This is a genomic window from Bradyrhizobium sp. YCK136, from assembly GCF_044570075.1.
In the GTDB taxonomy this organism is placed as follows: Bacteria; Pseudomonadota; Alphaproteobacteria; order Rhizobiales; family Xanthobacteraceae; genus Bradyrhizobium; species Bradyrhizobium diazoefficiens.
In genome coordinates, this window is record NZ_CP172425.1 from 18,566 (window position 1) to 30,592 (window position 12,027).

At 62.3% G+C, this 12,027-nt stretch carries 10 protein-coding genes and 4 pseudogenes; 9 read left to right on the top strand and 5 right to left on the bottom strand.

Features of this window, described 5'->3' with window-relative positions; translation table 11 throughout:
- Positions 1 to 47: 47 nt before the first annotated feature.
- The 5 genes and pseudogenes from repA to ACFLEY_RS47340 all read left to right on the top strand — a co-directional run bounded on the left by repA (position 48) and on the right by ACFLEY_RS47340 (position 4,310).
- A complete protein-coding gene (repA, locus tag ACFLEY_RS47320; RefSeq protein WP_028152592.1) occupies positions 48 to 1,241 on the top strand; it encodes a plasmid partitioning protein RepA in 1,194 nt (397 codons plus the stop codon).
- Entirely contained in the window at positions 1,238 to 2,251 is a 1,014-nt protein-coding gene (gene repB / locus ACFLEY_RS47325; RefSeq protein WP_049808001.1) for a plasmid partitioning protein RepB, read from the top strand. The genes repA and repB overlap by 4 nt, the downstream gene beginning before the upstream one ends.
- Before the next feature lie 226 nt (positions 2,252 to 2,477).
- Positions 2,478 to 3,702 (top strand): annotated as a pseudogene (repC, locus tag ACFLEY_RS47330) (plasmid replication protein RepC).
- A gap of 60 nt (positions 3,703 to 3,762) precedes the next feature.
- The gene (locus ACFLEY_RS47335) at positions 3,763 to 3,987 is read left to right on the top strand and encodes an antitoxin MazE-like protein (protein ID WP_028152591.1); all 225 of its coding nucleotides are present in this window, start codon (positions 3,763 to 3,765) and stop codon (positions 3,985 to 3,987) included.
- Positions 3,984 to 4,310: a type II toxin-antitoxin system PemK/MazF family toxin gene (locus ACFLEY_RS47340; protein ID WP_028152590.1), complete on the top strand. Its 327-nt coding sequence runs from the start codon at positions 3,984 to 3,986 to the stop codon at positions 4,308 to 4,310. Before ACFLEY_RS47335 ends, ACFLEY_RS47340 begins: the two co-directional genes overlap by 4 nt.
- A gap of 57 nt (positions 4,311 to 4,367) precedes the next feature.
- Here the strand turns inward: ACFLEY_RS47340 and ACFLEY_RS47345 are convergent.
- Positions 4,368 to 4,496: pseudogene (locus tag ACFLEY_RS47345) on the bottom strand (IS110 family transposase); the annotation flags it as partial.
- 1 nt (position 4,497) lies between these two features.
- On the opposite strand from ACFLEY_RS47345, the pseudogene ACFLEY_RS47350 reads away from it, so the two are divergent.
- A pseudogene (locus ACFLEY_RS47350) lies at positions 4,498 to 4,656 on the top strand (IS630 family transposase); the annotation flags it as partial.
- Positions 4,657 to 4,672: 16 nt separating this feature from the next.
- Here ACFLEY_RS47350 and ACFLEY_RS47355 read toward each other — a convergent pair.
- Positions 4,673 to 5,881 (bottom strand): tyrosine-type recombinase/integrase, encoded by a 1,209-nt coding sequence (locus ACFLEY_RS47355; protein WP_232674643.1) that lies wholly within the window; start codon positions 5,879 to 5,881, stop codon positions 4,673 to 4,675.
- Between the two features lie 454 nt (positions 5,882 to 6,335).
- Between ACFLEY_RS47355 and ACFLEY_RS47360 the strand changes: the two genes are divergently transcribed.
- Positions 6,336 to 7,277: a DUF1403 family protein gene (locus ACFLEY_RS47360; protein WP_060913236.1), complete on the top strand. Its 942-nt coding sequence runs from the start codon at positions 6,336 to 6,338 to the stop codon at positions 7,275 to 7,277.
- A 17-nt stretch (positions 7,278 to 7,294) separates the two neighbouring features.
- The gene (locus tag ACFLEY_RS47365; protein ID WP_028182291.1) at positions 7,295 to 7,981 is read left to right on the top strand and encodes an SMC-Scp complex subunit ScpB; all 687 of its coding nucleotides are present in this window, start codon (positions 7,295 to 7,297) and stop codon (positions 7,979 to 7,981) included.
- Positions 7,982 to 8,417: 436 nt separating this feature from the next.
- On the opposite strand, the gene ACFLEY_RS47370 is transcribed toward ACFLEY_RS47365, so the two are convergent.
- The 3 genes and pseudogenes from ACFLEY_RS47370 to ACFLEY_RS47380 form a co-directional block, all read right to left on the bottom strand.
- Positions 8,418 to 8,771, bottom strand: a complete 354-nt coding sequence (locus ACFLEY_RS47370) for a hypothetical protein (protein ID WP_035681562.1) — start codon at positions 8,769 to 8,771, stop codon at positions 8,418 to 8,420.
- Positions 8,772 to 9,232: 461 nt separating this feature from the next.
- Positions 9,233 to 10,574 (bottom strand): annotated as a pseudogene (locus ACFLEY_RS47375) (IS1380 family transposase).
- 357 nt (positions 10,575 to 10,931) lie between these two features.
- Entirely contained in the window at positions 10,932 to 11,096 is a 165-nt protein-coding gene (locus ACFLEY_RS47380; RefSeq protein WP_166218292.1) for a hypothetical protein, read from the bottom strand.
- Between the two features lie 719 nt (positions 11,097 to 11,815).
- On the opposite strand from ACFLEY_RS47380, the gene ACFLEY_RS47385 reads away from it, so the two are divergent.
- A complete protein-coding gene (locus ACFLEY_RS47385) occupies positions 11,816 to 11,980 on the top strand; it encodes a hypothetical protein (protein ID WP_157790585.1) in 165 nt (54 codons plus the stop codon).
- Positions 11,981 to 12,027 lie beyond the last annotated feature (47 nt).

Below are 12,027 nucleotides of genomic sequence, written 5' to 3' on the forward strand. Positions count from 1 at the left end.
AGTCAACAAGCGGAATTATACGCGAAAATCACGAGAAAGCGCTTGTTGTGAACGTCGGTCAATCAGGAAAGCCACTGAGGCTCCTCATCGAGGAGCAGGGCAAGTCCCTGCTCGACAAGCTGACGGACCATCGGCTGGAAACCTTTCCACCGACGTCAGCCAAAACCTTCAGGAAGCTGTCTCCCGCCGAGACCTCGTCGCTCCTCGGCGTGGCCGAGAGCTACTTGCGAGCCGTGGCGCTCGAAATCGACGACAAACTCAGCACGAAGGGTCAGGCGCGTCGAACCTACACCCTCGAGGATCTCCAGACCCTGCGAAGGACACTGGAGGAAAGGTCACGCACGCCGGGTAAGCTTCTGCGCGGCCGACGGCCCGGCGAGCACCTGCAGGTGATTGCCGTCATCAACTTCAAAGGCGGATCGGCTAAGACCACGACATCCGCCAACCTCGCCCAGTATCTGGCGATCCACGGCTATCGGACGCTGGCAATCGATCTCGATCCTCAGGCCTCCCTTACCTCGATCTTCGGTGTGGCGCCCGAGGTTGATGTTGGTCCGAACCAGTCCCTCTATGGAGCTATCCACTACGGAGAAGACGCCGCCCCCCTCAGGAACATCATTCGGCGCACCTACATCCCCGGCCTGGATCTGGTGCCCGCGGCCCTCGAGCTGATGGAGTTCGAGCACGAAACCGCGACGGTCGCGACGAAGCAGAAGGGCGGGGTGGAGATTTTCGGGCGCATCATGGATGCCCTCCTCCCGGTCGAGGCCGATTACGACGTCGTCGTCATCGACTGCCCTCCCCAGCTTGGCTTCCTCTCGCTCTCGGCTCTGATTTCGGCGACGGCGGTTCTGGTGACCGTCCATCCCGAGATGCTGGACGTCATGAGCATGAGCCAGTTCTTGACCATGCTCGGCTCCTATCTGAACGTCGTCCACCAGCAGACGGGCCACGATCCGCCGCACAATTTCATCCGGTATTTGCTGACCAGGTTTGAGCCCTCGGACGGTCCTCAGAACCAAATCGTTGGTTTCCTGCGCAGCATCTTCAAGGGCTACGTCCTCAATCATCCGGCTCTGAAGTCGACGGCGATCTCCGATGCGGGGCTCACGAGCCAAACGATCTACGAGGTCGAGCGCAGCCAGTTCACTAGGTCCACCTACGATCGGGCGTTGGAATCCGTGAACGCCGTCAATGGAGAGATCGAGCAACTGATACACGCTGCATGGGGGAGACCATGAGCCGGAAAAATCTCTTTAAGCTCGGAGACAAGCCGGAAACCAAGGACGGTGAGCCAGCGAGGGTCCACGCACCGATCGTGCAACATTCGCCGGCGCTCAACAAATTCAGCAGTGTCCTGCAGGATGCGGCCGAAGGCAGCCGGCGAGCCGAAAGGCTTCAGAAAGAACTGGACGATCTGAATAAGAACGGCGTTGTCCAGGAGATCGATAGCACTCTGATCGATCCTTCGCCGATCCGGGACCGGCTTGATGATCCGGGTTCTGAGGAGAACGAGTCTCTTCGCTCCAGTATCGCCGAATCCGGCCAGAGGGTCCCTGCCCTGCTCCGGCCGAACCCCACAGCGCCTGGCCGCTACCTCACTGTCTTCGGCCATCGGCGTGTGGAAGCCGTCAAATCTCTCGGCCGGCCTTTGAGAGCTGTCGTCACGGACATCGGCGAAGATGACGCCCTCATCGCCCAGGGCCAGGAGAACAACGAGCGCAAGAACACGTCGTTCATTGAGCGCTGCCTGTTCGCACGGAGGCTGAAGGATCGGGGCCTGAAAGGCGAGCAGCTGATTGCCGCGATCTCGGGCGGCAAGGCGAACGTCTACAAGATGATCGAAATCGCCGAGAAGGTGCCCGAGGACATTATCGTCGCCATCGGCCCTGCCCCTTCGATCGGGCGTCCGCGCTGGCTGGCGCTCACAGAGATCGTTCCCTCGAAACTCAATGCCTTCAGGAAGAAGATCAGCGATCCGGAGTTCCTCAAACTCCCCAGTGACGAGCGCTTCCAGGCCATCTTCAATCTGGCTTCGACGGATTCGAAAAAGCCGTCAGCTGACGACTTTTCACCCCTCAAGGATCGGAACGGGGCTGATTACGCGCTCGTGCGGCGATCGCCGGCGGGAGACTTGACATTGAAGCTTCCGAAGGACGACGGATCGGCTCGCGCCGATGGTCGATCATTCGGAGAGTGGTTTGAAAGCCGGTTGGTCGCGCTACGCGATGACTGGCTTGAAGGCCGCTGAGGAAAAAGTCGTCAGCTGACGACTTTTTTGTTTCGTAACCTCCCGACCAACTCGAACCAAGGAGCAGCTGCAAAAGAAAAAGGCCCCCGAAACGTCACCGTCCCGGAAGCCTTCATCTGATAGTTGGCGCTTCAGAGAAGACGCTTTCCGCGAATCGCTGTCAAGAGTCTCCCGGCGAGGCTGACGCCATTTTTGGCGGGCGGATTTCCTTTGCCTGAAAAGGCCCATGCAGACCCATGTCCCAACGACGCCCTTTGGGCGGCGATCGCTGACGCTTGCCCATGTGGCAAGCCAGATCGTCGCGACATCGCGGCCGCCGGAGAAGGTGGTCCACAAGTGGAGGATCTACCAGGCCATCTGCTTGGCCAGACCGAAGCTCGGCGTCTCTGAGCGCTCGCTATCGGTGCTAAACGCGTTGCTGACCTTCCACCCGCAGACTGCGCTCACGGGCGAGGACGATCTGATCGTCTTCCCGTCGAACGTCCAGTTGTCGCTCCGGGCCCATGGCATGCCGATCTCGACGCTGAAGCGTCACCTGGCGGCCCTGGTCGACGCCGGCCTGATCGTTCGCCGCGATAGCCCGAACGGCAAGCGCTACGTCAGGAAGGGCTGGGAAGGGGAGAGCGATCGTGCGTTTGGCTTCGACATCTCGCCGCTGGTGGCCCGATCTGAGGAGATCGAGGGCCTGGCCGAGGAGATCGCGGCCGGGATCAGGGCCGTGAAGCTGGCCCGTGAACGCATTACGCTCTGCCGGCGCGACATCGCCAAGATGATCGCCACCGGCATCGAGGAGGGCGTACCCGCCGACTGGCCCGGGATTCACGTCGGCTTCCGGGCGATCGTGGACGGAATTCCACGCTCGCCGACACTTGAGCAGCTGCAGGAGGCCGCTGACACGCTTTCTCAACTCGCCGACGACGTGCTTGGTCTGCTGAAATCACACGTCAAAACGTCGAATCTGGACCCCAATGAGGCCCATTCTGAGCCGCACAAACAGAGTTCAAATCCAAACCTCTTTATTGATCTTGAACCAGCCTCCCGAGAAGGCGGGACGGCTAGAGCGGTGCCAGACCAACAAACGCCGAGGGGAGGGGAGGGGAGGGGCGCTATCCCTTAGGAATGGTGCTGCAGGCGTGTGGCGACCTGGCCGATTACGCCAAGGACGGCCAGATTTCGAATTGGCGCGATTCCTGGCGACGGCCGCTGTGGCCCGGCGGATGCTCGGGATCAGTCCCAGCGCTTGGGAGGAGGCACAGCGCGTTATGGGCGAGGTCCAGGCCGCGATCGTTGTCGCTTGCATCCTCGAGCGGAGCGCCACCATCAATTCCGCCGGCGGCTATCTGCGCGGCCTGACGGCGAAAGCCGCGGCAGGGGAGTTCTCGCTCGGGCCGATCCTGATGGCGCAGATCAATGCCCCGCTGAAGAAAACGAAAATGCGGCCTGATTCATGAAATGGTTTGGTAGCGCGCAACCTTTATAGTAAAGTAGCGCGCAACTGATGGAGATCTCATATGGCGCGGCCCAAGCATACCGATGACGGCCTGACCAAGTTTCAACGCTACCGCCAACAGCAGCAGCATCGCGGCATGAAGCAGCTGCGCATCTGGGTGCCTGATCCCCACAAGCCGGAATTTGCCGCCGAAGCCAGGCGGCAGGGATTGCTGCTGCGCGGCCGGCCCGAGGAAGCTGAGGCGCTGGATTTCATTGCCGCCGCGACTGAATGGCCTGAATCGTGAGGAGAGGGGATCTCGTCACGGTTTCGGCACAGGGCGACTACGGCAAGCCCCGTCCGGCGGTCGTCATCCAGTCCGACGTGCTCAATGCGGCGGACAGCGTGCTCGTGGTCTTGCTCACCGGCATGATCGCCGATGCCCCGCTATATCGGCTCACCATCGAGCCGACGGCCTCGAACGGTCTCAAGCTCGTCTCACAGGTCATGGTCGACAAGGTTCTGGCCTATCCGCGTGCCAAATGCGGCCCGGTGATAGGCCATCTGTCAGGCGCCGATATGCTGGCGCTGAACAACATGCTGTCCGTGATGATCGGGCTCGCCGACTGATTGGACAGCAATAATGAGGGGAGGCCCGATGAAGATCATCTTCGACTGGAAGACTGAGCCTTGGCAAGCCACCAATCCACGCTCCAAAAGAATGGCGCGCAACTGGTTGATCAGCGCCGTACCCTCGGCGACTAGCCGTTCTCTCGACCTGTGTAGAGTCTGCACGTCGAGTTGATCCTGGCTTTTGAACGTCTGGCAGTTCCTTCGTGACAACTGGCTTTCGAACTGCGTGTTCAGATCCTACAACGACATCCTCGATCACTGTTGCTACGCGTGGAACAAACTTATCGACCAGCCGTGGCGCATCATGTTTATCGGAATGCGCGATTGGGCATATCGGTTCTAATCAGCGGAGAGCGGCCTCAGAGGCCTGCCGCCTTGGTCAGATTGACACGGAAGCGGTCGCGCCGGCGCTGATAGCGCCGGGTCATCTCGGCGCTGGCGTGGCCGAGCTGCTTCTGCACGTAGCGCTCGTCGACCTCGGCTGAGGAGGCGAGGCCGGCACGTAGGGAATGTCCGGCAAATTTCTCCTCCCGCTCGCCCTCCGGCAGATCGCCACGGACGCCGGCGGCGACCGCCGCACGCTTCACCAGGCGGGCGACCTGCTGGTCGGTGAGGCGATCCGGACCAACGTCTTTGCCTTCACCCCGCACACGCCGGAATAGGGGCCCATGGCCGATCCGGGCCAGCTTCAGCCAGGTCTGCAGGGCGACGACCGGGCAGGTGGCGTCCGACGAGCCGCGGCCGATCTCGACCTCGCGCCAGCCGGTCTTGCCGCGCAGGGTGACGATCATGCCCTTCTCGAGGATCTCGACCCAGCCACGGCCATCCTCGGTGTCGTCGCGATGGAGGTCGAGGCCGACGATCTCGGAGCGCCGCAGGCCGCCGGCGAAGCCCAGCAGCAGCATGGCGCGGTCCCGCAGGCCGCGTAGCGTGCCCCGATTGAGAGTCTCCAGCATGGCGATCACGTCCTCCGGCAAAACGGCTTCCTTCTGCCGGGGAGGGGCGGCGTGGGTGTTGCGAATGCCGGCGAGGACGGTGGCGATGTGCCGGTCCTTGCGGTCGAGCGGCGTCCCGCGCTGCGCGTAGTTCCAGGTCAGAGCCGAGAGGCGTCGCTCGATCGTCGCGACCGAATTAGCCGTTCGGTCGGCCGTCGCGGCGCCCGAGGCGCAGGCGGTGATGTAGAGCCCGACCGTCTGCGGGGAGGGCGGAAAGACCTCGAGGCCCTGCCGCCGGCACCAGCCGGAAAAGTGCTTCCAGTCGGTGGCATAGGCCCGGCGGGTGTTGGCCGAGCTCGCCGCCTCGACATAGTCGCGGGCCCGGTCGGCGAGCCGTTCGAGATGCGCCGGCACGCCGGATTCCGCAGCCGGGAGAGGGGAGGGGAGGCCGCCGCGGGTCTCGGCCGACGTCTCTGCGGCGGAAACATCGGCACTTTCCGCCGGGCTCTCAGGCGGCGCGGAGGCGTCTGGAGCACGACCTTCGGGGTCCTGGACGGCGATTCCGGGTGTCGTTCGCGTTTCATTGGCGGACGGCAAATCATTGATCTGGAACGAATCAGACTTTGACTTCATTGGCGGATTCTAGCCGAATCGGCGGACAAAGCTGCCGAGCGACGGGCAGGCGATTCAGATATGATGAGACTGCGTGCTTTGGCAGCCAGTCTCACCATTCCGATTCAGCCAGTCTCACAATTATGCGCCGGGAATCTCATAATTGTGCGCGAGATTTCGTCCGGGCGGCCGATTTGCGTGATTTTTGGCACTCTGCTCGACGAGAGAGACCATCTCCAGGTCGGCGTCCGGGAGTTGGGGGCGAACCCCGTCCGCTCAATGAGCGCGAATTCTCGTCGATCTGATGCCAAAAGGAGGCCGTCCGGCGATGAAAAGCGAGCCACAGGCTCATTCCTCTCTATAAAGGCAAAAACGACCGATAATGCAACATTATCGGTCGTTGTTATCCGCCGACAGGCGCGGCGGTTTTATCGAAATAAATGGTCACAAGCGCCGTCATTTGTTACCCTTAGCCATGCTCTCTCTCGCGCGAATCATCCCCGAGCCCCCGCCGACCGTCCCGCCTGTGCCTAGCTGGGCGCGGCAGGGCTCGTCCGCCCAACCGGTTGACGATGCGATGTTTTTTGCCGGCGGCGCGCTTGCTGCGGTCCACCCGATCGCCCGCAGCGAGCATCCCCTCGTTCAGCTCTGGCGCCAACGCCTGGCGCTCGCCAACGCCGCCGTCCTCGCTCGCCAGGGTGGCCGCACCGAGGACGAAGCGGCGTTGCGTGACGCCTGGTATCTGCGCCGCGAGACCGACGACCCGGGGCCGGGCGGATGCATCCTCAAGGCCTGGCGGTATCTCGGCGAGCAGGCCGCCATGGCGCCGACGGACTGGATGCTTACCTTGTCCTCGCTGTTCGAGCTGCGCTTCAATGAAGCGCTTGAGGACGTCGTCACCGCCGCGGCGAAATTGGCGGCAGGACAGAGAAGCGCCGTCGCGGCCGCTGCCGAGATCGCGGCGATAAGCCTGCGCGTCGTCCCCGACAGCGAACCGCTCGCCTTGTGGCTCGCAGACATTGTGCTCGCCCATCGCTTGAAATGGCCGATGGCGGTGCCGCTGCTCGCCGGCCAGCTGCGCCGCGCCGAGCTGCGCGCGGCCGGCAAGGCCGGCGGCCCCGACGAGACCTGGGCGAGGACTTGCGCGCTGGCCTATGCGCGCGCCGCTGCTGCTGCCGTCGATCTCTACGCCGACCTCGTGCGGCGCGCCCATCGGCTACTTGCCTCCGCGCCGAAGTTGCGGGCCAAGGATGCCGACATGATGGTGGCGATCCTGCTGATGGAGGACGCCCAGGCGGCCGGCGCCGGCAGGACCGCGAGTGACCGCAGCACACGGCGGCTATTCGAGCGGCTGGTCTCGCTCGGCGCGGTGCGCGAGCTGACCGGCCGCCCCACCTTCCGACTGTATGGGCTCTGACATTTTGGGAGGGTGATTTGGGGCGGCGCGCGCGGCCAAAAGAGGATCTCGACATCGAGCTGGCCGAGCTGCCGCCGGAGCTGCGCTGGCGCGAATGGATGGGCCGCGTCGAGGCGGTGATCTTCGCCTCGCCCGCGCCGGTGACGCGCGAGGTTCTGGCGCGCGTCGTCGGCCGCGACTGCAGCATTGACCTTCTGATCGACGACATCCGTGATGAGCTGCGCGGCCGGCCCTACGAGCTCGTTGCCGTCGCTGGCGGCTGGCAGCACCGCACCCGGAAAAACTTCGCCGAAACGATCCGGGCTGCGATCGGCGCTCCCGGCGACGGCAAGGCGTTGTCGCAGACCGAAGCGCTGATCCTTGCTTGCATCGCCTACTACCAGCCGATCAATCGCACCGAATTGTCATCCTTCTTCGGCAAAGAGGTCAGCCGCGATACCATCGCCCGTCTGCGCGGACTGGAGTTCATCGCTGCCGGGCCGCGTAGCCCCCAGCCCGGCGCGCCCTACACCTATGTGACGACGAAGGCGTTCCTGTCGCACTTCGGCCTGGAGACGCTGCGCGATCTTCCGGACATGGAGATGCTCGAGGAGGCTGGCCTGCTCAGCAAGGACAAAATGCTCGCGGGGGAGTTTCCTGTGCTGGCGTCGGACGAGGCCGACCAACTCGAGGCGGACCGAGACGAAGACGATCATGTGACTTGAATCGCTGCCGAGGAGTTTTCGACAATGCACTGACCGACGAGCAGTCGCCTCGTTTTCTGTGATCTCCTTGCGCTTCATGCGCAGCAACTACGCGAGCCGGCGCTGCTTACATGCATTGACGAGATATTTTCCCGGTGGGTTTGTCCTTGGGGCCGCGCTCGGGGGCGCCTGATTGGCTCACTCGCTTTCTCGTCAGCAGCGAAAGAGGCTGGTCCTTGAGCAGCTAAAGCGGCCGTAAGCAGTCGTAGCAGCGCCGGCCAGCGCATTGCGCTGCTGGCCGGACTCTGCCCGTCGGAGGGGGCGTCATCGTAATTGATTCTCATTGCAACAGCTTGTTGTTCGGATAAGCCTTCGGAAAGCTGACGAAACCCTCGGGGACTCGGTAATGCGCAGGGCGTCGTCTGACGTCCCGCGCCTTTGTCGCCCAAAGCAGAACTCAGCGCTCTAAAAGATTGCAATTGGCGTTGCCGACGATCACTGTCCGCTCGATTTGCTCCGGACAATCCTGCAACCACGCAAAGACATCTTCGAGCCTATAAGGCGTTACGACTTCACGAGCACCCGGCTTGATGTCTGGACCTTCTATCAAATAGAAGCGCCCTTCCGCCGTCCTGACCATGCGGTCCCGTATTTCACCCTCGACCCCCGTGGTCGGGTCGAAATTCGAAAATACGCGCGTTGCAAAGTTGAACGCTCTGTCAAGTTGACGACGCGCTGTCCGCTTCGGCTTCGCTCGACGTCGCTTGGTTGCGCACTTAAGCTTGCGGCCCGACACCTGTCTCTTGAACATCTGTACTCTTCCTTTGCGATGCTCCGCCGCGGATTCGGCGAGCGCGCTCTTCGCTCGCCGCCATCGCGATATGGCCAATTGAAAGAGCCCGTGCTAATCAGTCGATACGTTTCTAGCCAGCGGCTGTGACATTTGTAAGATTACAAACGCTCGCGAGTTTGGCGCGGCCCGTTGGAATGATGCTTCAGCTAGCCTGCACACTCCGACCGCCACCACTTCGCACCCATTGACCGAATGTGCGCGTGAGAGCCTTGGCGACGACGTTGCCGGACGACACCGCCAAGGTCAACGGATAGCCCCTTAGCCCGATCTATTCACGAGAGCACGGTCGTTCTTGACGTCTGACGGGGGCTGGCGGCTGGCGTGGGTGACCGTCCGGCCTTTTCTCACCGGGTTCTACATCAAGCTGTTTTGTAGGCGATGGAGGAGTGGGGCGGGTGAGCGGGCGCAGGCCCGGTCGGTTACGGACCGAGCGGGAGCAGCGCGCCGGGCAAGCAGCGGATCAGGTCGGCTTCGGGACATGCCGCGGCAAACGCAAGGCGAATGCGGCTCGAGGTCTCGACCACACGGGCGGCGAGCTTCAAGAGCCGAAGACGCAGCGTCGCGAACTCGGCAGCGGCCAATTCCCGGACTTTGGGAATGGCCTCGCGCACGGTCAGCATCAGCCAATAAGCGGCCGTGTATGGAGCACGAGACGGACCTGGTTGGCGAGCGCCGAACGGCAGCTGGTGCGGTCGGAGGCGAGCTGCGTCTTATGCAGCTTGATCAGATTCTCGGCTTGGCCGCGCGCGCAATACAGGCTGTCGTAGATCCACTCGGCCGAGCCGACATCGAGGCTGGTGACGACGAAACGGATGTCGAGGCCGAGCATCGTCGCCTCAATACGGGCGACGGTGCGCCGTTCGCGATCCCAGGACTTTGCCTTGTGGCGCGTCTCGGTATAGCCACGCAGAACCGGCAGGTTCTCGATGGCGCGTCGGGTGCGGATGTCGTCGGCGACCTCGTCGACTTTTCTGGCGAGAGGCTTGGTGCCGGACAGACCGAAGATGTAGTCGATGCCGTTGGTCTCGCACCACGCCATGGCCTCCGGCCGGGCATAGTGCCCGTCGCCACGGAACGTAATTCGCGTGTTGTGCCACCGCGTCCGGATATGCCGTACCAGGCGGCGCAGAAGGGCACGCACCTCGACGCCGCCCGGCGTCTTGCCGGGCCTCAGCACGACCGCCACGGGACGGCTCTTCTCCGTGTCGTAGACGTGGATCGGCAGGAAGCAGCGTTCGTCATAATGAGCGTTGAACAGCGAGAGCTGCTGATGGCCGTGGACGACATCGCAGGTATCATCGATGTCGAGCGTGACGGATGCCGGCTCGCGCGGGTAGCTATCCATCCATGCGTCGACCAAAATGTAGGTCGGATCACGTCGCGCAGGCGCGGAGCATTCTCCAGCCGCGACAGCGTCGGTTGGGAACACAGATCGCGGCCCGTGTCCGGCAGCCGTCCGCAGGCCAGCTTGAATGCGGGATCGGACCGCAGATGATCGAGGTCGTCGGCGTCCTCGTAGCCGCAGCAGATCGCGAACATGCGCGCGCGGAACATATCGACAAGGCTGTGCACGACCCGCGTCGGATCGCGCCGATCCGGGAACACCCGGGCCAGATTGTCGGCCAAGCCGAGACGCCGCTCGGCCATCGCCAGAAGCATCACGCCCCCGTTCGAGGTTAGGCGCCCACCATCGAAGGCAGCTGTGACTTTCTTGGCGTGAATGGCTGGAAACGAGAAGGGCGGAATCGTATCGTCGGTCATGGCGGGCGTGGCGTTCGCGGTTGGAGGTGATGGGGTTGGCTTCACAACCGAATCCTACGCCGTATCAGCGCTTTACACCACGCTCGCCAGCCTCTCGGGCGCCTCTTACGAATAAGACAGGTTAGATGGCTCGTACCAGCATGTGGGCCATGTCGGCCAAACTTGGGCAGGGTAGCCCCCGTCAGCCGCGCGTGCCCATCCTTGGCGGCTCATCGACCGAACGAATGATTGAGCTGCGCTTGCCTCAGACTGTGCAAGTGAACCGCGGCTGGAGACCGGATAGCCGCATCTCGTCCGGCCATCTCGCCGCGTCCATCTGGACGTTGTGCGAGCACCGGTAGTCGTTGCAAACGTCGGTCAAGCCGTCTCCAGCCGCTGCTTAATCTGCTCGGCTTGTTCCTTCGTCAGCTTCTCAGCCAAGCTGTAATCCTTCAGTTGGGCCGCCCCCTTGCGATCCCGATCATAAACCATCCAGTCGACGCTTCCTCTTCGTACGAGGAACCTAGCCTGTATCGGTGCCATGTAATTCACCGTAAACTCCGTCACCAATATGAACGACCGCAATAATATTCGCGAAGAATATCTAGCACCCGGTCTGCGATGCTTCTGTGAACTTACGCACACACACACACACACACACACCGGAGCCCAGATATAGATACTTCGACCAACGCCAATCAGCCGAAAGCCCCTCGAAGATCCCGCCTGAGGTCGTGACTTACTCTAACTCAAATCTTGGCCGCAACTCACTGCAAATACGTTCGAGCCGAGAATGTAACTCACAGAGATCCTCCGGCGCCGCTACCACAGTTGTGCGAAACCCGAGCTGCCTGTCCTCGCTGACCTGAAAGAAGTTGGTCAGTCCAAACCGTTCTAGGATCAATTCATGAAGCTGGTCTTTGGTGATCTTTTGCTTTTGTAACGCCATTGAAAAAGCCGATGCTAAGATTGCCTCCTTTTGCTTCTTCCGCAGCGCAACTGCAAGGCGCTCGTTGCGGCACCCGTAATTGCCCGGGGGGCGATTGTGAATCGACGCTGAACATTGACCCCGCACGCGCGAAGTCAATCAAGCACTTGGACGCCGATCGGCGTCCGGACCCCACGCAGATTCACACTGGTGGCGCTATGGGAGGCCTCGGATCGGATCTGCGGCAAGCGGCTCAGGGTAATGATTCCGACGTTGCTGCCTTCGCTGGAGCGGCATGGCCGGCTCAAGCTAGGACCAGGCCGATCGAGCACTGGTGCTCGGCGTCAGCGCAGCCACGATTGATCGGCTGCTGGTCGAGACCAAGGTTGCCGCGGCCGGCGGTAACCGCAAAGCGAAATCACGACTGGCTGGTCTCCTTTACAGTTCGATTCTTGCACCGCACGGCGGCTACCGACACATATCGCCGGACGCCCATTGATCGGCCATGCAGTCACGCTATGCATGCCAACTCGGTGGGCTCCGAAG

What these genes read in the sequence shown, in the direction of transcription:
- ACFLEY_RS47335 (WP_028152591.1), top strand. Translation starts at nt 3,763, where the DNA reads ATGGCGCGGCCCAAGCATACCGATGACGGCCTGACCAAGTTTCAACGC.
- ACFLEY_RS47370 (WP_035681562.1), bottom strand. Translation starts at nt 8,771, where the DNA reads ATGTTCAAGAGACAGGTGTCGGGCCGCAAGCTTAAGTGCGCAACCAAG.
- ACFLEY_RS47380 (WP_166218292.1), bottom strand. Translation starts at nt 11,096, where the DNA reads ATGGCACCGATACAGGCTAGGTTCCTCGTACGAAGAGGAAGCGTCGAC.
- ACFLEY_RS47360 (WP_060913236.1), top strand. Translation starts at nt 6,336, where the DNA reads ATGCTCTCTCTCGCGCGAATCATCCCCGAGCCCCCGCCGACCGTCCCG.
- repB (WP_049808001.1), top strand. Translation starts at nt 1,238, where the DNA reads ATGAGCCGGAAAAATCTCTTTAAGCTCGGAGACAAGCCGGAAACCAAG.
- ACFLEY_RS47355 (WP_232674643.1), bottom strand. Translation starts at nt 5,881, where the DNA reads ATGAAGTCAAAGTCTGATTCGTTCCAGATCAATGATTTGCCGTCCGCC.